We start from the raw sequence: 20,110 nt of genomic DNA, 5'->3' as shown, positions 1-20,110 counted from the left end.
AACAATCTCTTATGAGTACATATGATGTAGCCGTAATAGGCTCTGGTCCTGGAGGATACGTAGCAGCTATTCGTTGCGCACAACTAGGAATGAAAACTGCAATTATAGAAAAATATTCAACACTTGGTGGAACTTGTCTTAACGTTGGGTGTATACCTAGTAAAGCTTTATTAGATTCTTCTCATCACTACGAGCACGCCGTAAAACATTTTTCGGATCACGGAATCGAAATTCCCGGAGATGTAAAGATTAATCTCGAAAAAATGATTGCTCGTAAACAAACAGTGGTTGATCAAACCTGTGATGGAGTTAGTTTTCTGATGAAAAAGAACAAAATTGATGTGTTCGAAGGAATTGGATCTTTTAAAGATGCTACGCATATCAATGTAACTAAGAATGATGGTAGTACAGAAACTATCGAAGCAAAAAATACCATTATAGCTACCGGATCTAAACCATCTTCACTGCCTTTTATTACTATAGATAAAAAAAGAGTGATTACTTCTACTGAGGCGTTAAAGCTAAAAGAAATACCTAAACATATGGTTATTATAGGTGGTGGTGTTATCGGATTAGAATTAGGACAAGTATACCGTCGTTTGGGTGCTGAGGTTTCTGTAGTAGAGTTTATGGATAGAATTATTCCTGGAATGGATAAAGCACTATCCAGAGAGTTACAGAAAGTAATGAAAAAACAAGGGGTGAAGTTTTATACATCTCATAAAGTTACGGCTGTAAAAGCAACGGCAAAGCAAGTAACTGTTACTGCAGATGATAAAAAAGGAAACCCGGTAGAGTTTAAAGGAGATTACTGTTTAGTTTCTGTAGGTCGTCGTCCGTATACAGATGGATTAAATGCTGAAGCCGCAGGAGTAAAACTTACAGATAGAGGACAGGTAGAAGTAAACGATCATTTACAAACTTCTGTTGGTAATATATATGCAATAGGAGATGTGGTTAAAGGAGCTATGTTAGCTCATAAAGCTGAAGAAGAAGGTGTTTTTGTAGCAGAAATATTAGCAGGGCAAAAGCCACACATTGATTATAATTTAATTCCGGGTGTAGTATATACTTGGCCAGAAGTTGCTGCAGTTGGTAAAACAGAGGAAGAATTGAAAGAAGCAGGAATTAAATATAAATCTGGACAGTTTCCGTTTAGAGCATTGGGTAGATCCAGAGCCAGCGCAGACTTAGATGGTTTTGTGAAAATATTAGCTGATGAAAATACTGATGAGGTATTGGGAGTTCATATGATTGGGGCTCGTTGTGCTGATTTAATTGCCGAAGCTGTAACTGCCATGGAGTTTAGGGCGTCTGCAGAAGATATCAGTAGAATGTCTCATGCGCATCCGACCTTTACTGAAGCAATCAAAGAAGCTGCATTAGCGGCTACAGATAATAGAGCACTACACGTGTAGTTTTTAAATAAAATTAACTATAAAGTAAAATAGCGAACTGTATTAAACAATTCGCTATTTTATTTTTTATGAAGTTTATCCTTACGGAGCGTTACTTCCGATATTACCTTGAGCAACAATCGTTGCTAGTTCAGTTGGACTTAAATGTACATTGATATAACCATTATACGCGATTAAACCTTCATATGTAATGGCTGTATCATCATCAAGAGCCATCACCATGGTAGTGCTTAATCCTGTATCCCCATTGACATTCTCAAGGGTAACAGCAATTCCACCACCAGTAGCAGCATCATTCATATGGATGTGCATTGGGTGATCGCCACCTGCCGGAGTACCTGTAAGAGTTACGTCAATGCGAGTAGTTGTATTATTTACTTTTGTGAATTTGGCAGTACCAGACACACCAGAATCGCTAATAGCATTTAAGGTGTAGGTAGTTGATACTTCGGCTACTGCGTCGTCGTCGTCGCTACAATTAGTAAATAAAAAAGGAGCGATCAGTAAAAATAACAGTGTTTTTTTCATAATTGATTAGTTTTAAAAGTGAATATTAATTTGTTTAATATAGTTTAAGATACAAATATGTAAGAGAAGTTGCGTCTTTAAATCATAAAATTTAGTTAATGCTTTAGTGTCAATCATTCAGATATAGACTACATGTTTTCTAATCTACTGAGAACTTCTGTTTTGTAATTTCTACTAATAGGAATAGATTTGTTGTTCAGCACCAGTTCTTCATTAGAAAAAGAATCTATTTTTTTAATAGAAATTATAAATGAGCGATGTGTCCTCATAAATTGCTGAACAGGTAATTTAGCCTCGATATTACTAATGGTTTCTCTTGTTACAATAGTTTCAGTATTGCAATGAATTTTGAGGTAATCATTATAACTTTCTACATAAATTATTTCTGAAAAATCTACTTTTTTCATTCTTCTGTCGGATCTAACGAAGATGAAATCGTTTGATTTTATTTCTTCAGCTTTTGCAGGTAGGACTTTATGGTGTATTTCGAAGTAATTATTTACGGCGTTCAGAAGACGCTCAAAAGAAATAGGTTTTAGTAAATAATCTACCGCGTGTAGATCAAATCCATCTATGGCATATTCTCTGTATGCGGTAGTAAAAATTATTTTGATTTCTTTATTGATTGATTTGGCGAATGAAATTCCAGATATTTCAGGCATATTGATGTCCAAAAATATCAAATCTATTTGTTGAGAATTGATACAGTTAAAAGCTTCCAGAGCATTACTACATCTGGCTATAACATCGATACGATCAATCTTTGACAAGTGCTCTGCAATGATATCTCTTGCCGTAGGTTCATCATCTACTATAATGCACGATATTTTAGTGTTCATAAGTAGGTGTTTTTAAATTTTTGAGTGTTAACTCTACAATATGCCAATGAGTATTATTTGAAATTTTAAGATCGTAATCCTCTTTATATACTAAAGACAGTCTTTTTTTGATATTACTTAATCCAATACCATTGTTATCTGCTGACTGAGATATCATGTGGTGAACTGAATTTTTTATTGTAAAATGGAGTTGGTTTTCAGTACACTGTAAACGGATGTCTATAGATAATTTTTGATCAACAATCTGGCCATGTTTAAAACTATTTTCTACAAAAGGAATTAATAGCATAGGAGCTACTTCGATGTTGTTATTCACACCTTCAAAGTGCAGTGAAATGTCCAAAACATCACTAAAACGCATTTTTTCTAGAGCTACATAATCCTTGATATGATTTATTTCTTCTTGTAATGAAACCAGTGGTTTATCGGATTGATATAAAAGATAATCCAAAAGATTGGATAGTTTTAGAATCATCTCAGGAGTGTCTTCAGACTTTTTTAATGCAAAGCCATACAAAGTATTTAAGGTATTAAATAAGAAATGAGGGTGTATCTGCATTTTTAGATAATTTAATTCTTGTTCTTTGAGTTTTAATTGAGCTTCTAAAACTTTATTTTTTAGTTCTTGGTTTGCTGTTGTCGATTTATAGTTATGCTGAGCCAGGTTTAATGCACTTGCGATAAAAACAACAAAATAAACCGCAATAAATAGAAAAAAGGGACTTCGTGTCATAGGAGCCATTCCTTCATACTTAAGAGAAGATAAAAATATGAGGCCATAAAAAAATGAAATAACAATGAAGAACGCCGAAACAATTACCGTGTATACACAATAGAGTATAAAGAGCAGGTATTTTTCTTTGATTAAATATTTTGGAATTAGGATGTCTGTTACTGTGTACGTTGTACCTATAGTAACAGGCATAAGAAACAAAGAGAAGGAAAAAACATAATTAATATTTTCAGTATTATAACCGAAAAAATAGGTGTAACCGAACAAAACTACTACCCAAAAGATTGTATGTAGTATGAGTGCGGCAACTTTTTTAAGAATAAAATCTCTTCCAATCATATTAGCGTACAATATCCGTATTTTTTATTTTTCAAACCTTATTTTTGGATGAATAACAGGATTAGAACTCTTTTTAGCAATATTGGATCTATATTTCCATAAACCGTATAGATTTGGTTAAAAGCATTGTGTATTTAGTAGGTGAACGAAAAAAAAATAATACCGAAATAGTAGAAATTACTTTTGAATAAGTTTAATTCAAAAAATAATAAATTATGATATCACTAACTATGATTCCATTACGACAACCTTTACTTTTTATGCAGTTTTTTCAAAGATTGGAAGAAGGGGGAATGTTCTTTATGTTTCCTATTTTAATGATGCTTTTACTGGTTTTGTTTCTGATCGTACGAGCTGTAATAGTCCTGAAAAAAGACAAATCTCAGTTAGATAAGAATATTAAACTATTGAATTCTGTTGGTCTTTTGACATTGGTTTGGGGAATGTTAGGCCAGCTAATAGGTATTGTTGGAATGTTTGATCAGGTAGAAGCGGTAGGAGACATATCAACCGCCATGTTTGCTGGAGGTCTAAAGGTTTCAGCGCTTCCACCAATTTTTGGTTTTTGTGTGTTTATAATTTCCAGAGTAGCTTCTATTGTTTTTACATGGATTCAGAAAGAAGAAATATAGTAATTCTTTGTACTTTTTGTTTATTCAAATTTCACTAATACAGTTGGTGAATAAAATCAACTTATATTCCTAGACTTCATTTTGGAAAACCTTTTAAAACGAGGTGATAGGAATTGATGAATTCCGTATGGAGATTATGAGATGGTTTCCTGCTTTTCGTATAAAAAATTTCACTAAAAATATAAAGATGAAAAAAGTAATAATAGCTCTTTTGATAGGGACTACAATACAAGCACAGACATTTAATAAAGCAAAAATTGACAGCTTGTTTAACCTTATTAAAGAAAACAATAAAGGGATGGGAAGTATTTCTATATTTCAGAATGGAAATGAAGTATACCATAACTCCATTGGATATGCCGATATAAAAAACAAAATAGAATCGAACCAAAATACTAGATATAGAATTGGTTCAATAACTAAGACTTTTACAGCGACCTTGATTATGCAGTTGGTGGATGAAAATAAATTAAGTCTGGATACGCTATTAAGCGAATATTTTCCTCAAGTACTTAATGCAGGTAAAATTACCATAGAACATCTATTAAGACATCGTAGTGGTTTATTTAATCTAACCGAAGATGAGGATTTTATGAAATGGATGTTGGTTTCAAACACTAGGGAACAAATGATAGATAGGCTGGTAAGAAGAGATGTCGATTTTCAACCGGATGAGAAAACAGCATATTCTAATACCAACTATTTATTACTTTCCTATATCGCAGAAGAGATTGAAGGTAAAACCTATGCCGAAATTCTAGAATCAAGAATTATAAAGCCTTTAAGATTAAAAAGAACTGCCTATGGAGGAAAAATTAATTCAAGAAAAAATGAAGCATTATCCTATGTTATGGAAGATTCTAATTGGCAATTAATAAAAAATGAAACACATATGAGTGTTCCAGTTGGTGCTGGTGCTATAGTGTCTACTCCTTCAGAATTAAATATTTTTTATGAGAACTTATTTTCTGGAAAATTGGTATCTAAAGCTTCCTTAGAAAAAATGATGGATACTTCTAGTGGAATGGGAATTGGGTTAGGAGGAGAAACCTTTTTTGATAAAAAGGCATACGGCCATAATGGGGGTATTGATGGGTTTCAATCACTTACTTTGTATTTACCGGATGAAAGCTTATCAATTTCATATTTAGGTAATGGAATAGTTATGTCTCCAAATGACCTTGTTGTCAATGTTTTAAAGAGTTACTATGATAAAGACTATCAACTTCCTGAGTTTAAAGAACCATTAAAGCTAAAAACAGAAGAGTTAGATGTGTATTTAGGAGTTTATACTAGTCAGTCATTTCCTTTTCAGATAACGATTACAAAAGAAGATACAGTTTTAATTGTAGATGCCAAAGATGGGCCTACGTTTCCATTGGTTTGCTACGTAAAAGATGGATTTAAATCCGATAAAGCTGGTGCAACGTTAAATTTTCTCCCTGCTGAAAATAAAATGATTTTAGAACTAAACGGAAACAAGGTAGATTTTAGAAAGAAATAAGCTATAGTTGTAAACCTCTCTATTTTATATGTCTATCTTTAAAAATAGAGAGGCTTAATTAATTCTTATGTGAGCCGTCACAATAGGGCGGATTGTTAGTTTGTTTGCAGGTGCATAAATAAGCTTCTTTAGCTTCATCCACACTAAAAATAATAGGATTCGTTGCTTTTTCTTTTTTATGGGTGCCATTACAAAACGGTTGATCCGCACTATGACCACAACTACACCAGGCGTAGTTTTTATCAGCTTCTAGTTGACAAGGGATTGGAGCATCTCCACCTCTTATATTGTTTTCTTTCATAGATTTATATTTTTACACTTCTAAAAATATTGAATCTAGCGTTAAGAATTAGTCTAAATTTTGATTTGATTGCATTCAAATACTTCATTGTTTTACTAATCGTTTTTGAACTTTACCAGCATCAGAATCCAGAATAAGATTGTATATTCCTGCAGATAGATGAGAAATATCCAATGTTTGTGTATTATTTCTCAAATTTTCTATATCGTTTTTTTGAATTACTCGACCCATCATATCAACGAATCGTACTTTCGTTAAACCGATATCACTCTTATTTAATATGGTAATGTCTTTATTAGATGGATTAGGGTAAATAGATACCAGATTGTTTAGTGGATTGTAGTCGTCTATTCCCAAGGTTGCATCCTGAACTGTAACATCACCTAAAATAGACCATCCACCTACTAAAGCATTATTTGCATCCCATTGTCCATCGATGACGGCCATTTCATTAGAAAAGAGAATATAGGTGTTTCTGGCATCTAATCCCCAAGGTTCATTTTTTGGGGTATCAGCACCAGGTTGAATAAATCGTACTGCTAATCGGTAATCGCCAATGGATACATTTAACGGGCTAGATAAAGTAATGGTTTGTGAGGTGTTGTCTAAAATAGAGGTTAAATCATATGTAGTATCAAATATTCGCGTTGGCTGATTGTTTTGATCTATTAAAGCAAATTGTATATTCCAATCATAATAAATTGGTGCAACACCGATATTAGAAATAGTTATGTCTATAGATAGATTATCAGAATTGTCTAAGCTTTCCGAAAATAAAGCAGATTCAATCTGGAAGTTATATCCCATTTTGCGATGCATTGCCATAAAACCAGAACATCGCGAACCATTAGGGTCGTTAGCACAAGGCCGCTCATCACTACCAACTTTCATTGTAGAATAATGACCGGTCTCAATCATACTCATTCCGGTTGAGGTTTCGTATAGTGCTGTCATAAACCCTTCACTATCATCAATTGGAGGAACTTCACCTCCTACAGGTCCTTGACGCCATTTGCTCCCTTGGTCTATTGCATCATCAAACTCATCGCTATGTCCATTGTTTGGAACAAAAAAATCATTATGAAACCCTATACCACCAATGGAAGATAAAGGATCTCGCCAAGGATAGCGACCCATTAATTGTTTATTAGAAAAGTTGCTTTTATAGGCACTGATTATCTGAGTTTTGGCTGTTTCAGAAATATCAAAATTAGGGTCATCATAACTAAAGGTATGCCATTCTCCCCAATATCCTAAAACACCTAATTGAATTGCATATATTCTAGGATCATTATTATAACGAGTAGCCAAGGCTTCTATAGCTTCTATAGCTTGACTTATGTAATTACTGTTATTATAATCAGTAATATACTTACCGCCGTATTGTAACCTAGCTACTCCTAGATCATTATAAAGCCAAGCTGGACCTGCATCAGATGTTTGTTCTGAACCAAACCAGTCAGCATACAGTCTTAAAATAACATGTCTTCCTTTAGATCCCGGTCTATTGATGACGTCTTCTACAGCATCGTAATTAAAATTATCATTGGTAGGTTCAAAATCTTTCCATTTTAAATATTGGAATCCAACCGATGCAACATCATAGCTGTCCCACCAACCAGAATTCCAGCCTTTTAACGGATTTTTATCCGGACCATCGGTTTTGATATAGGTGTGATTAACTTCGTTTTGTGCAAAACTCTTGAATTGAATTATGACGGTGGCTAACAATAGTATAATAATCTTTTTCATTGGGTATGAGGTTTTAGATTTGATATTTAAAATATAAGGTGTGTGTTTTATGATAAACTACCATTAATTTATAATCAGTTTTTTAGAAATTTCATTCTGATTATCTGATACTTTTATAAAGTATATACCTGTACTCAAGGTTGCAGTTGAGATCTTGTTTTTGGATCTAGAAACTGTTGTTTCATGGATTATTTGCCCTGTAGCATTAATTACTTTTAGATCATATATACCTTCTTTAAGACCATCTATAGTGAATGAAGAATTTGCTGGATTCGGATACATTTTAAAAGTGTCTAACACAAAATCTTCGTTGCCTAAAGTTGTATTGTTTCTTAGCAGTACCAACCAATCTTTATCCGGTGAGTTAGGCGGATTTCCTATAGAAACAGAGCCATTGGCATTTAACGATGTGATACTTCCATCTTCTAAATTTCCTCCATTTTGGGGATCAAACCATTTAACTTCATAGTTTTCATTGGTATTTCCTATATCAATATTCGTGTTTTGATTCGCAGGTAAATAAATCAAATAAGTATCATTTGTTTTGCTAAAGCAATAGCCATTAGAATTGGATATTAAATCATCACTACTACTCATATCCCAAAAAGGAATGTACATATGAAAAAAGTCAAGTGCAATTTTAGCATCTTCCCATTTATGTGCCCTACTTCTAAAATCTTCACAAGATAAATCAGTTTCACCGGTTTGATAACCAAAGTAATATTCTACACCGTGACCACCTGCTAACAATGTTCCATACAATGTTTTTCCTCTTACTTCTACACGGTTGTCACTTTGACTTCCAGTATCACCTGTATAATCATTGTCTGCAGCTACACCAATAGAAGATTGACCGATTTCATCGCTTGCCACACACCACGGTTTTCCTGCATTTTCAGAGTTTTCCACCCAATCTTTTACAACGTTGTGGACATCGTTTATTTGGGTTTGTAAGGAAGCACCGGTCAATTTAGAGTTGTTACCTAATAGAGGAGTATAATTATTGTATCCACCAAGACCCGTATGCATGACAATAAGATGGTTGTAGGGATCTGTATCAAAGAAGTATTGCGCCATATCTTTACGTTGTTGTTCGGATTGAACATTTTCTTCGCCCAGATTCCAGTTTAATGCCAAATGATGTCCGAACCTGGCTATTAGTTCTCTGTAATATAATTTTCTTTCTAATCCTAAATCCCCATTATTCAATAGTTGATCATTTTCTGTTTCCTGGGTTTTAAAATGTAAAAACATTCCTTTTTGATCAGCGTGATCAAAAAGTATTTCCCATTGTGCTAGTTTGGATACATCAAATCGATCTCTTGTACCTGAGGCTGTCCAAGGCCATACATCATCTCCATCTCCATTAACATTCATCGTTAAAAAAGAAAATACGTTCATACCCTTAGAAGCTAAGTAGTTTACAGCTCCTATGATGCCTTTACCTTTGTCATTCTGCCAAACAGGGTCGTTTTGAGACCAATCCGTGATATGTGGAGACCAAGATTTAGAAGGTTTGGTATCATCAAAATCATCATAGGCTAGAAAGTTTTCTGGTGAATCTGCTCCGGCTTTTAAAAAATAGGTATCAGTTTCCATAAATTTAAGATATCGCTGATTAATATAGGCCAAACGTCCTTTTGCTCTATTATCAACACCGCTTTTATCCGTTGCATTAATGGTAATCATTCCGGTTGTGCCATCAAAAGAAGTAGGGGTTCCATCTGAAGAGTTAGTACTTACGGCAATATCGGTACCTGTCCTGAAAGATGCTGTATACGACCATTGTCCTTCTTCATCTGGTGCAAAATGTGCACGCCAGACATTACCAGAAGTTGCTGATGTATTCGCTGCATTCCCATCAGCTGCAAAAAAACCTGGGATTTCATATACTTGATTAGAAGGACCTGTAAAGGTCACATTCATTCTGTAATTTCTGAATGGATTTGTGGTATCGCCTTCGTCAACAGTGGGGCCGTCGAAAGACAGGGTAATTCTGTGCCATTTTTTTAGTTCGCCTGTAACAGTTTGTCCATTGATGAAAACTGAAAATAACAATAAAAATAGGATTACATAATTTTTCATAACTTGATTTGATTTAAATTCTGTTTATAAACTATTTAGCGCTTAATAGCTTTAAATAGAAGAAATCGAAAATCTAGGGGTAGTTACGGGTAATCAGTTGTTCCAGCTGTTTAAAATCAAGGGGCTATCCGGTAAGCCATTTATTTCTGCATCAGGTGTCAATAATACTTCTACTTTTGTCACTGCTCCATCACTAGCTCTGAGATTTACAGCTCTGGTTTGGAAACTTTTTGCATCCAATGGATCTATAGAATCATCCAAGTCCATGGCCAACATATATACTTTGGTTTCGCCACCTTGAGTAACTCTAACACTTACATCACATCCATTATTAGGACAGAAAGTATCAGCAGCTCTGATTCGATCAGCTTCAATATTGGGGTCGAAAACCTCGATTAAGCTACTTGTATACGGACCTATAGGTTTGTACGCTATATTGGCTTGTGGAGTAACTGAACTGACTCCTGCCATAACGCTAATAACTTCTACATCACGTTCTAAAGGAAACTGTACTCCATTATTGTTTTGAATATTAGAATAGTCATCTGTAGTTGTATCCCAACTAGCATACTCCCCAAGCGTTTCGTTCCATATTACGATATGTCCTTCGAGGTAGTTTTTCATTTGATTTACAGAATAATCAGAAAAATGATTCATCAAAAATCCTTCTTCCTGATTACCAGTTCCTCCACCTTGCATAGGATCCTTTTTGTATACTCCAGGTGTTCCTCCAACTGAATTAGGTTGTACTGTAGGAGGGATAAAATTTTTAGTAGGAATATCAAAAGCCCAAACTGGCCCAGCATGTGTCTTGTTATAAGAATCTGGTGACGGTATTCCAAATAGGTCTCCTTTGTAAGGATAATTTTGATTATCACCCCAATGTGGTAGTGAGAATGCGTGACCTAATTCGTGGTTTAAAATACCAATACTTTTTCCGTTACCAACACCGCCAAATCCTCCAGCTTGTCCTCCAGCAGAAACACCATAAATATTCACATAGAATAACGATATTCTTCCTCTTGTCCCGGCAGCGGCTTTTAGTGCTCCGTTCCACTGTGAAGCAGCCGCTTGTTCCCCATCAAAATTACCACCAGTAATATTTTGATAATCCTCCTTAGAAGATGCTCTGGCAGCTACTAAATTACCTCTTGGAGGTATTGTTAATTCTTCAAAAATGATATTAGGGACTCTTCTTAAGTTAATCTCAGATACCGGCCATTTAGCTTCTAATTCTTCTTTCCAACCTACGGGATAGTCTCCTGGTGATGCTTGAAAATAATTGATATCAAACATGGTCATAATTATTTTGTTTGGAGCCCCTATTTTTAAATCATTATAGCTTACCGTTTTTTCACCAGCTTCAATTGCTATTTTTAGGCCTGGTTTCATCCAGTCTTTAGGTATGATTCCTGTGAAACTATCATCGTATTTGTGTTCTACGATGCCAGGTCTGAGGTCTATTTGGGCTGGAAGCGTAGCAGGACCATTTAATGGTATTGTGATGCTATTACTTCCTAAAGTTAGTACAGCATTTACATTTGGTGAATCTTCTTCTGAGGAAGAAGTTATCTGTGCTTTTAATAAAGTTTCCTTTTCGCCGATCAGAATAAATGTTGGATCATTTGGATGTAATACGTGAGTTTGAGCAAAAAAAACTTCGAAGTCCTTATCTGATTGATATGGATTTGTAGTATTGGATTGGTCATCATCATTACTACAGCTTGTACCAATTAGTGCACTAAAAAGTACAAAAAATATAGAATTTTTCATTGTTGAGTTTGTTGTAGGTCTTAAAAACGTATACTTTGATTAATAACTGAAAATCAATCTATTAATCGCATATGTTATGAGAACGTCAAAACTTTATGAATAGTATCAATAATCAATTTCAAAATCGGACATTTATAATCAAAATCGGACATTAATAGTCAGTTTTTCAACAATTCTGAAGATGAAGTAAAAAAAGTGGTGTTTACTCAATAATTATTCAGAATTAAACATTTTGTTAAGTCTTTGGTTACAATAAAAATTACTATATTAAAATTATAACTAACTGATTATTTGATTAATACACTAAATATTATTTTAGATTCTAGCTTGATAGGTATATAAATCAAAGTATCTACCTTCTGCTTCGATCAGTTCTTCGTGTGTTCCTCTTTCGGCGATGTTACCTGATTCTATGACTAAAATTTGATCCGCTTTTTTAATAGTACTTAGTCTATGTGCTATGACAAAAGTAGTACGTCCTTTCATCAATTCACCCAAACTTTTTTGGATTAAAGCTTCGCTTTCTGTGTCTAGATTGGAGGTTGCTTCATCCAGAATAATAATTTTTGGATCCGCAAGAATCGCACGAGCAATAGCAATTCGTTGGCGTTGGCCTCCTGATAGCTTCACACCACGTTCTCCGATCAAGGTATCTAAGCCATCATCAAAACGATCTGTAAACTCATTCACATAAGCCGCTTTTACAGCTTGTTGTAATCGCTCTTCCGAAGCATCAGGTCTGGGAAATAAGATATTTTCTCTTATGGTACCTTCAAACAAGAATTCATCCTGTAATACAACCCCTAGATTACGTCTGTAACTGCTCAGATTTACTTTAGAAATATCGTGACTATCAATAGTAATAAGACCTGACTTAGGATTGAGAAAAGTAGCGGATAAGCCGGCAATCGTAGATTTACCGGAACCAGAACTTCCTACCAAAGCGGTAACAGTTCCCGAAGGTGCTCTAAAACTGATATTATGCAATACTTCTTTTCCTTCTTCATAAGAGAAAGATACATTGTCAAAAATGATATCACCTTTAATATTTTCTAATTGTACGGTACGATTCTCAGGATCTTCTTCAGGATCCATATTCATCAATTCTTCGGTTCGATCCAGACCAGCTAAAGCTTCAGTCAATTGACTACCTATATTGCTCATTTGCACGATTGGTGCAATCATAAAGGCTAAATACATGGTGAATGATAAAAATTGACCTGCAGTCATAGTTCCTTCCATCATATAATATCCGCCAATTCCCATAATTCCGGTAGACGCAATACCAGCTAATAAAAATGTGGAAGAACTAGTCATCAACGCAGTAGCTGTTAGGCTCTTTTTTACATTTTGAAATAAGCGATCCACACCTTCTTCAAAAACTTTACTTTCTTGTTCTTCTGCTCCAAACCCTTTAATAACTCTAACCCCAGCGAGGGTTTCGGTTAATCTTCCTTTTACTTCGGCATTGATAACACCTCTTTTTCTAAAAATAGGCCTGATATATTTAAATGCTTTTAAAGCTACGATTCCAAACAAAGTAATAGGAATCAATACGAACAAAGTCATCCAAAAATTGATATCAATAAGCAAAACAACAGATACTATGGCAGTGAAAATACCACCTACTAATTGAACTAATCCTGTTCCGATTAGATTACGGACACCTTCTACATCGCTCATAATTCTGGAAACCAATGCACCCGATTTTGTGTTGTCAAAAAAACTGATAGGCAAGGAGAGTACCTTTTTCTGGACTTGTGCACGCAATTCTGAAATCAAAAATTGTGCTTGAACACTTAAAACACGAGTAAGTAAAAAAGAGGTAGTTGCTTGGATTAATATGGCAACTCCAACGATTATAAGTAGCTCATACAATAATGCCATATTTTTACTTGGTACAACTTCATCCAATAAAGCTTTGCTTTTCCAGGGTAAAACCAAACCGGCGACTCTATTAAAAAAAATGAGAATAAGCCCTATAAGTACCAAACCACGTCTGGGCCAGATTATCGTTTTAAAAGCTTGTAAAATGGTTACTTTGGATTTCGTTTTATCTTTTGATGTGTTATTATTTTGAAATTCTCGCATAGTTTAATTTTGGGTATTGAAAAGAGAAATAGTATAGTCTAACAGGCTTTGATCTCCGTAGGAACCGTGTCCTGGAATCACTATTTCTAGATCAGGATAGGCTTTTTTAATATTGGTTACAGTATTTGACCATTCTGATAGATTGGCATCAGTTAGGTTTCCTTTTTTGGCATTCAAACTCTTGATCATACATCCGCCAAATAGTATTTTTTCTTTTGGAAAATACGTTACAATATTGTCTTTTGTATGTGCCTCACCAAAGAATGAATTAACGATAGTTTTATCGTCTAATTTTAATTCGAGAGCATTGTCGAAAACCTGATCGGGTTCTGTAATCCCATCTTGAATCATTAAGTTTTTGGTTGTATTGTTTGCAATTGTTAGAATATTATTTTTCTTGAAAATTTCAATTCCTTTTGTACAATCATCGTGGAAATGGTTAAATACAACACCTATTATAGTTGTTTTCCGCTCATCTCGAAACCAATTAATCAATTCATTTGTTGCTTTTTCGGTAGCTGGACTATCAAAAACATAGGCTTCATTATTGTTGATATATATAAATCCGTTACACGGAAATTTAGCGCCATTTTTCAGAGAGATATACGAAATATGGATATAGTTATGATCGTTTAGTTTAAGTAGCTGAAGATCTTCAGAAATATGAATATTTTCGGCAACAGATGTGTCTTTACAAAAACCAAGGCCGGACGCTAAAACAAGAATGATGACTAGTTTTATGGTGTTTTTAACGAAGTTAGGTAGATTAACATTCGATATATTCAGAAGTACCTTTTTCATTTTCTTCATTCAACCATTCCCAGTTTAGTGTTAGTTTTATTTTTTCTTTTTTCGTGAATGTGATATCTGCGATCGCTTTTCCTGCTTTTAATTGATTATCATTGGTCAGGCATTGATATAACATCAATAATTTATTGTTATTTAAATGAGCAATGATTTTACCATATCGAATACTACCGCCACTATAATCTGCTGTTACTAGATTACCATCTTGTTTGTATTCAAAAACGGTTTCAGAATTTACAGTACCGTTTTCTGAATTTTCTATAAGAAGGAATTTCTTGTTGTTAAAGTTAATATCTTTCATTTCTTTTTCTAAAAAATGTATTCACTAAGATATAAATACCAGCTGGAATTCCGATCCAGATAACTTCACTTAACAATACTTTAATGCCCCAAATACTAAAAAATTTGCTTGCTCCAATCGGAGAAACCTGTATGGGTCGCCAAGGGAAGAAATATCTAGTGTCATCAAAAGGGGATAAGAAGGCGATGCCTAATCCTCCAGAGGTCATTGCATCTAATATTCCATGGGATGCAGTACAGATGGTAAAATATAAGATCAGTGCTAATCCGGTTCGAGTGATGATTTTTTTATTATAAAATATAAGTGTGACCAAAACACCCAGTAATAAAGCAAATACTAAAGAGTGTGAGAATCCACGATGCCCCCAAAAATCTTCATAAGATATTCCAAATTTAAAACCGATAACGTCTGCATCGGGTAGTATAGAACAGCAGATACCCAGAACCCAAAACTTCCACGTTTCAATCTCTTTTGTAAATCCTTTTCCTAAAGCATACGCCGCTAATGCGTGTCCGAAGATGGAGGCCATATATTTGTTTAAATTAAAATAATATTATTTATCATTTAAATACTGAAAAGGAATGTTCCATTCAAAGTTTTGTTCTTTTTCTTTATATACTTTTTTTACTTGAATGTAATTTTCACCTTCCTTTATACCAGATACATTGATATATGCGAGTATTCCAAATTGATTTGTTCTGGGATGATAGTATTTTTTAAAACTAGGAGTATACTTTGTATCATTAATATACACTTCGTGATATTGATGATAACAAGCGAGATTCAACTCCTTCCTCGAAAGTTTATTGTTTTTTTCGATAGACGGACAATCATTTCCTCTCAGTTTTCTTTCGTATTCAAATATTGGAATAAATAATTTTACAATTCGCGTAGTTATAATATCAGACTCGATTTCTGGTGATAATAAAAACTCAATTTTCTCATTCTCATTTTTATAATAACCGGCATAGGTTTTTGTACTATCAAAATAATGATCTTGTTTAATTAAGTAAAATATATTTGTGTTAGTCACTTGATAAGATGCAACAAAAACACCTGATAACAAGAATAATATTACAAATCTTATCAGGGATTTATTTCGCTTAAAATTAGAAGCAAAGGTCATTGTTATTTGAAGCAGGTATTTATAAAGCGGACCGAGTGTTACGATCGAAGTGATTTTTACAATCTCAAAATACCAGATTTGTATTTTTTCATTCTGTTTATAATTCTTAAGATTGGCAATGATGTTAAAGAAGGTTTGAAAAAACAACAGAAAAATTAAACAAATGATAGGTACTAGAGCAAGAGTATAGGGGATGAATATTATAAGAAAATTGTAAAGCAGTAAATACAGCGTGGCGGTTATGGCCAGATAGGAATAGGTGAGTAATATGGCAAAAGCAGCAGAAAAGATCACACTACAGAGGTCATCGATTTTCTGGATAGAATCTTTTAATTTCGGTAGAATAGCTAATATTCTTTTTGTATAAACTTCTGAATAGGCGCTATCCTGCAGGCTATAATCCGGAAAAACAGAATTTAATCCTACAAGTCCAATCCAATAAGCCCTTAGCAAAAAATGAATAACAAACATAGACACCAAAATACTAACTGCCAGAAGCCCCATAAATACAATAAAATAGGCTACGAGATATTGTTCTTGTGGAAGAAAATCGATGAACTGATTAGTGGACCAACTAATAACTTTAAAAAGCTGAAATGTTCCAAATATAGCAATCGCAGATACTAGTAGTTCTGCTTCCCAACTTTCGTCTTTTAATCTTTGCAACCAGCTGTTTGATTTTTTTTCAATCAAAACTTTATTGTTTTCTACATTGTTTTCATTCTGCATATCTTTTAAAGTGTCTTATTTTTCTGCATTATATGAATACAATTATTTCTTTTTTTTCTTCTTGTGCTTAAGGTTGAAGGTTTTGTCCCCTTTGGTTTTTGGTTTTTTATACTTCTTTTTGATCTCCCGTTTATACTTACCACCCAGATTTACTTTTTTGTTTTTGTCCTTTTTTTCATGATACGCTTCACCTGCATCATCATCATTTGGGCGCTTATGTGGATTGTTTATTTCTTTAATTTTTGGCTGCTCTTCTGGTGCTAATTGTGTTGAAATCTCTACTGTACTAGGCAAATCTAGTTGTTCTATTTTCATCTCCATCAATGATTCAATAGCATCCAGGTATTCCTGTTCTTTTTCTGTTGTAAGAACAAAAGAAACACCTTCTCTCTCTGCACGACCGGTTCTACCGATTCTGTGCATATAGTTTTCCGGATATTCAGGAGTATCCAGATTGATTACCTGACTTACGTTTTCTATGTCCAAACCTCTTGCCATTACATCTGTAGCGATAAGGATTCTGTTTTCACCTTTTCTAAACTGCTCAATACTTCTTAATCGATAATTCTGTGTTTTATTAGAATGTATGATGCAGATTTCTTCTTTATATTTCTCTTCTAAGGCTTCAAACAGGCGGTCTGCAATCTTTTTATATCCAACAAATATGAGTGTTTTATGATACGTTTCTTTATCAGCTAGTAGCTGTTCTAAAAGGTTTACCTTAGTATAAAAATTGGGGACTTTGTAACCAAATTGCTTAATGTTTTCGAGAGGAGTTCCACTTTTAGCAACAGATATTCTCTTAGGATTTGTAAAAATCTCTGTAATCATTTGGTCTACTTCATCCGTCATAGTAGCAGAGAACATAATATTCTGACGTTGTTGCGGTAGTATGTCGAAAATATTCATCAACTGATGTCTAAATCCAAGATCCAACATCACATCTACTTCATCGATTACTATTTTTTGTATAGATTTAAGTTGTAGTGCCCTGCTAACTGCCAGATCGTATAAACGTCCTGGTGTAGCTACTACAATATCAAGTCCCTCAGAGACTGCTTGTTTCTGAGTATTGATATTAGTTCCACCAAACACACCAGTGATTCTAATATTAAGGTAGGTAGATAATTTTTCGATCTCATCTACCACCTGAACTACTAATTCACGTGTTGGGACTAATACCAGAACACGAGGGTTTTGTTGTACAGAATATTTTAACATCCGAAGTATGGGTAACATATATGCATACGTCTTACCCGTTCCGGTTTGTGCAATCCCTACAACATCTTTTCCAGACATTACTGTGGAGAATGCCTGTTCCTGAATGGGTGTTGGAGTTTCGAATCCCAGATCATCCAGTGCATTAATGAGTTGTGTGCTTAAATTTAAGTCTCTAAAAGTCACTTTGAAGGTATTTTATACGCGAAAGTAATTTATTTGATTGCAAAAAATACGAAAACAAATAGAATATAATGTTTTATTACTCTTAGTAAGCAAATAATACCATCATAATAACGTAGGTGACTTTTGTAATGAGAAACAGTAAATACAAGTATTTTAAGATAAAAATTTAGGATAAAACCGTATCTTTATCCTTCTTATAACAGGTATGGCAGAACTTATAAAACTTTATAATGAAAACCCAAATCCACGAGAAGTACAGAAGGTGGTTGATTGCCTGCGTGATGGTGGATTGATAATTTATCCTACAGATACTGTTTATGGTTTGGGGTGCGATATTACTAATAACAGAGCATTAGAACGCGTTGCACATATAAAAGGAGTTAAACTGGCAAAGGCTAATTTCTCTTTTATATGTAGTGATCTCAGTAATTTGTCTGATTATGTGAAGCAAATAGATAATAGCACCTTTAAACTTCTCAAAAGGACACTACCGGGACCATATACCTTTATACTTCCCGGAAGTAATAATTTACCCACCGTATTTAAGAAAAAGAAAACCGTAGGAATAAGAGTTCCGGATAATAACATCTGCAAAATCATAGTAGAAACTTTGGGCAATCCTATAGTATCCACATCAATTTATGACGAAGATGAAGTGATAGAATATACTACGGATCCAGAATTGATATTAGAGAAATGGGATAAATTGGTTGATATTGTAATCGATGGCGGATATGGTGATAATATCGCCTCTACAGTGATTGACTTAACGAGTGGAGAACCAGTTTTGATACGAGAAGGAAAAGGAGCAATCGATATTATTTAGGATACAATATACTTCAATTCGTTTCTATACGTACTGGGAGTTTTTCCAGAAAATTGCTTGAACAATTTATTAAAATGCGAAAAATTACTAAAACCACTTTCATAACAGATATCTGTAATACTGGTTTGTTTTTCGTGTAATAGCTTAGCAGCGTGAACCAACCTATATTCGTTTACAAATTGAATAAACGTTTTTCCTGTGTTTTTTTTGAAGTATCTACAAAATCCCGGAACACTCATGCTTACTTTATCTGCAATTTCCTCTAACGGAATTTGCCTTGTAAACTCTTCTTGCACGAAATTGAAAATAAGATTGATACGATTATTGTCCTGTAAAGAGGTTTCGATAATAAACCCTTCGGCATTTAGAATAGAATAATCTTTAGTCTGAGACATTTCTTTAAACACCTTTAAAATACCAAGTAATCTATCAAAGGGATCTAACAATCCCAATGCTTCGATATGTGCTCCAATCCTTCTTTTGGTATCTCCGTGAAATACGATACCTTTTTTAGCCTGTTCCATTAATTGATGTACACCGCTCATTTCTGGGATATTAAAAAATGAATTACCCAGAAAGTCAGGAAGCATTTGTATGATCGTTTCACTTTTGTTTTTGGTTAAACTATCCGTAAAACCACAATGAGGCAAATTAGAACCAATAAGTATTAAAGCTCCGTTTCTATAATAAGACATATGACTACCGATTTGTCGCTTTCCTGTTCCGCCATTTACATAAACCAGCTCAATTTCTGGATGATAATGCCAAATGGGAGCTTTATTCATCTTTTCTTTAGAAAAGTTTTCATAATAAAAAGAACTACCAAATTCAGGAACTATTTTTTCTAAGGAAGGTTTTATGTTTTTATTCATGCTGGGGAAATTTCTCTTTAAGTAAATTTTGTAAATCTAAGATAATTATT

General features: G+C 34.0%; 18 protein-coding genes. 4 read left to right on the top strand and 14 right to left on the bottom strand.

From position 1 onward, the window contains the following. Window positions 1-11: 11 nt before the first annotated feature. Complete coding sequence (gene lpdA, locus ACFSR1_RS18960; RefSeq protein WP_378294625.1) at window positions 12-1,418, top strand: dihydrolipoyl dehydrogenase; 1,407 nt, start codon at window positions 12-14, stop codon at window positions 1,416-1,418. Between the two features lie 81 nt (window positions 1,419-1,499). On the opposite strand, the gene ACFSR1_RS18955 is transcribed toward lpdA, so the two are convergent. The 3 genes from ACFSR1_RS18955 to ACFSR1_RS18945 all read right to left on the bottom strand — a co-directional run bounded on the left by ACFSR1_RS18955 (window position 1,500) and on the right by ACFSR1_RS18945 (window position 3,869). After that, window positions 1,500-1,946 carry a CHRD domain-containing protein gene (locus tag ACFSR1_RS18955; protein ID WP_378294624.1) on the bottom strand — a complete coding sequence of 149 codons (447 nt, stop codon included), beginning with the start codon at window positions 1,944-1,946 and terminating at the stop codon, window positions 1,500-1,502. 128 nt (window positions 1,947-2,074) lie between these two features. Next, the gene (locus tag ACFSR1_RS18950) at window positions 2,075-2,785 is read right to left on the bottom strand and encodes a LytR/AlgR family response regulator transcription factor (RefSeq protein ID WP_378294623.1); all 711 of its coding nucleotides are present in this window, start codon (window positions 2,783-2,785) and stop codon (window positions 2,075-2,077) included. Further along, the gene (locus ACFSR1_RS18945) at window positions 2,775-3,869 is read right to left on the bottom strand and encodes a sensor histidine kinase (RefSeq protein ID WP_378294622.1); all 1,095 of its coding nucleotides are present in this window, start codon (window positions 3,867-3,869) and stop codon (window positions 2,775-2,777) included. Before ACFSR1_RS18945 ends, ACFSR1_RS18950 begins: the two co-directional genes overlap by 11 nt. 203 nt (window positions 3,870-4,072) lie before the next feature. Here ACFSR1_RS18945 and ACFSR1_RS18940 point away from each other — a divergent pair, with 203 nt between their 5' ends. Further along, window positions 4,073-4,489: a MotA/TolQ/ExbB proton channel family protein gene (locus ACFSR1_RS18940; protein WP_378294621.1), complete on the top strand. Its 417-nt coding sequence runs from the start codon at window positions 4,073-4,075 to the stop codon at window positions 4,487-4,489. Between the two features lie 187 nt (window positions 4,490-4,676). After that, entirely contained in the window at window positions 4,677-5,993 is a 1,317-nt protein-coding gene (locus tag ACFSR1_RS18935; protein WP_378294620.1) for a serine hydrolase domain-containing protein, read from the top strand. Between the two features lie 58 nt (window positions 5,994-6,051). Here ACFSR1_RS18935 and ACFSR1_RS18930 read toward each other — a convergent pair whose 3' ends face one another. The 10 genes from ACFSR1_RS18930 to ACFSR1_RS18885 form a co-directional block, all read right to left on the bottom strand. Continuing rightward, the gene (locus ACFSR1_RS18930) at window positions 6,052-6,294 is read right to left on the bottom strand and encodes a CDGSH iron-sulfur domain-containing protein (RefSeq protein WP_378294619.1); all 243 of its coding nucleotides are present in this window, start codon (window positions 6,292-6,294) and stop codon (window positions 6,052-6,054) included. Between the two features lie 84 nt (window positions 6,295-6,378). Beyond that, window positions 6,379-8,046, bottom strand: a complete 1,668-nt coding sequence (locus ACFSR1_RS18925; protein WP_378294618.1) for a DUF4832 domain-containing protein — start codon at window positions 8,044-8,046, stop codon at window positions 6,379-6,381. A gap of 63 nt (window positions 8,047-8,109) precedes the next feature. Next, complete coding sequence (locus ACFSR1_RS18920; protein WP_378294617.1) at window positions 8,110-10,131, bottom strand: DUF5060 domain-containing protein; 2,022 nt, start codon at window positions 10,129-10,131, stop codon at window positions 8,110-8,112. A 93-nt stretch (window positions 10,132-10,224) separates the two neighbouring features. Further along, window positions 10,225-11,904, bottom strand: coding sequence for a M66 family metalloprotease (locus tag ACFSR1_RS18915; protein ID WP_378294616.1), 1,680 nt, complete (start codon window positions 11,902-11,904; stop codon window positions 10,225-10,227). 315 nt (window positions 11,905-12,219) lie between these two features. Further along, window positions 12,220-13,995 carry an ABC transporter ATP-binding protein gene (locus ACFSR1_RS18910; protein WP_378294615.1) on the bottom strand — a complete coding sequence of 592 codons (1,776 nt, stop codon included), beginning with the start codon at window positions 13,993-13,995 and terminating at the stop codon, window positions 12,220-12,222. A gap of 3 nt (window positions 13,996-13,998) precedes the next feature. Beyond that, window positions 13,999-14,796: a subclass B1 metallo-beta-lactamase gene (gene bla / locus ACFSR1_RS18905; RefSeq protein WP_378294614.1), complete on the bottom strand. Its 798-nt coding sequence runs from the start codon at window positions 14,794-14,796 to the stop codon at window positions 13,999-14,001. Continuing rightward, window positions 14,762-15,103: a hypothetical protein gene (locus ACFSR1_RS18900; protein ID WP_378294613.1), complete on the bottom strand. Its 342-nt coding sequence runs from the start codon at window positions 15,101-15,103 to the stop codon at window positions 14,762-14,764. The genes bla and ACFSR1_RS18900 overlap by 35 nt, the downstream gene beginning before the upstream one ends. Then, window positions 15,090-15,632: a metal-dependent hydrolase gene (locus ACFSR1_RS18895; RefSeq protein ID WP_378294612.1), complete on the bottom strand. Its 543-nt coding sequence runs from the start codon at window positions 15,630-15,632 to the stop codon at window positions 15,090-15,092. Before ACFSR1_RS18895 ends, ACFSR1_RS18900 begins: the two co-directional genes overlap by 14 nt. A gap of 24 nt (window positions 15,633-15,656) precedes the next feature. Beyond that, complete coding sequence (locus ACFSR1_RS18890) at window positions 15,657-16,958, bottom strand: hypothetical protein (RefSeq protein WP_378294611.1); 1,302 nt, start codon at window positions 16,956-16,958, stop codon at window positions 15,657-15,659. Window positions 16,959-17,000: 42 nt separating this feature from the next. Next, on the bottom strand, window positions 17,001-18,362 hold the full coding sequence (locus ACFSR1_RS18885) for a DEAD/DEAH box helicase (protein WP_378294610.1): 1,362 nt from the start codon (window positions 18,360-18,362) through the stop codon (window positions 17,001-17,003). 205 nt (window positions 18,363-18,567) lie between these two features. On the opposite strand from ACFSR1_RS18885, the gene ACFSR1_RS18880 reads away from it, so the two are divergent. After that, on the top strand, window positions 18,568-19,188 hold the full coding sequence (locus tag ACFSR1_RS18880) for an L-threonylcarbamoyladenylate synthase (protein WP_378294609.1): 621 nt from the start codon (window positions 18,568-18,570) through the stop codon (window positions 19,186-19,188). On the opposite strand, the gene ACFSR1_RS18875 is transcribed toward ACFSR1_RS18880, so the two are convergent. Next, complete coding sequence (locus ACFSR1_RS18875; RefSeq protein ID WP_378294608.1) at window positions 19,185-20,060, bottom strand: AraC family transcriptional regulator; 876 nt, start codon at window positions 20,058-20,060, stop codon at window positions 19,185-19,187. The two genes, ACFSR1_RS18880 and ACFSR1_RS18875, sit on opposite strands and share 4 nt — an antisense overlap. Window positions 20,061-20,110: the final 50 nt, after the last annotated feature.

The sequence above is a fragment of the Aquimarina rubra genome (genome assembly GCF_042684305.1).
Lineage (GTDB): Bacteria > Bacteroidota > Bacteroidia > Flavobacteriales > Flavobacteriaceae > Aquimarina > Aquimarina rubra.
Note: the sequence above shows the minus strand (reverse complement) of the source record. Positions and strands in the feature narration are given on the sequence as shown.

What these genes read in the sequence shown, in the direction of transcription:
- ACFSR1_RS18900 (WP_378294613.1), bottom strand. Translation starts at nt 15,103, where the DNA reads ATGAAAGATATTAACTTTAACAACAAGAAATTCCTTCTTATAGAAAAT.
- ACFSR1_RS18910 (WP_378294615.1), bottom strand. Translation starts at nt 13,995, where the DNA reads ATGCGAGAATTTCAAAATAATAACACATCAAAAGATAAAACGAAATCC.
- lpdA (WP_378294625.1), top strand. Translation starts at nt 12, where the DNA reads ATGAGTACATATGATGTAGCCGTAATAGGCTCTGGTCCTGGAGGATAC.
- ACFSR1_RS18925 (WP_378294618.1), bottom strand. Translation starts at nt 8,046, where the DNA reads ATGAAAAAGATTATTATACTATTGTTAGCCACCGTCATAATTCAATTC.
- ACFSR1_RS18880 (WP_378294609.1), top strand. Translation starts at nt 18,568, where the DNA reads ATGGCAGAACTTATAAAACTTTATAATGAAAACCCAAATCCACGAGAA.
- ACFSR1_RS18950 (WP_378294623.1), bottom strand. Translation starts at nt 2,785, where the DNA reads ATGAACACTAAAATATCGTGCATTATAGTAGATGATGAACCTACGGCA.
- ACFSR1_RS18955 (WP_378294624.1), bottom strand. Translation starts at nt 1,946, where the DNA reads ATGAAAAAAACACTGTTATTTTTACTGATCGCTCCTTTTTTATTTACT.
- ACFSR1_RS18890 (WP_378294611.1), bottom strand. Translation starts at nt 16,958, where the DNA reads ATGCAGAATGAAAACAATGTAGAAAACAATAAAGTTTTGATTGAAAAA.
- ACFSR1_RS18875 (WP_378294608.1), bottom strand. Translation starts at nt 20,060, where the DNA reads ATGAATAAAAACATAAAACCTTCCTTAGAAAAAATAGTTCCTGAATTT.
- ACFSR1_RS18915 (WP_378294616.1), bottom strand. Translation starts at nt 11,904, where the DNA reads ATGAAAAATTCTATATTTTTTGTACTTTTTAGTGCACTAATTGGTACA.
- ACFSR1_RS18895 (WP_378294612.1), bottom strand. Translation starts at nt 15,632, where the DNA reads ATGGCCTCCATCTTCGGACACGCATTAGCGGCGTATGCTTTAGGAAAA.
- ACFSR1_RS18935 (WP_378294620.1), top strand. Translation starts at nt 4,677, where the DNA reads ATGAAAAAAGTAATAATAGCTCTTTTGATAGGGACTACAATACAAGCA.
- ACFSR1_RS18940 (WP_378294621.1), top strand. Translation starts at nt 4,073, where the DNA reads ATGATATCACTAACTATGATTCCATTACGACAACCTTTACTTTTTATG.
- ACFSR1_RS18930 (WP_378294619.1), bottom strand. Translation starts at nt 6,294, where the DNA reads ATGAAAGAAAACAATATAAGAGGTGGAGATGCTCCAATCCCTTGTCAA.
- ACFSR1_RS18920 (WP_378294617.1), bottom strand. Translation starts at nt 10,131, where the DNA reads ATGAAAAATTATGTAATCCTATTTTTATTGTTATTTTCAGTTTTCATC.
- bla (WP_378294614.1), bottom strand. Translation starts at nt 14,796, where the DNA reads ATGAAAAAGGTACTTCTGAATATATCGAATGTTAATCTACCTAACTTC.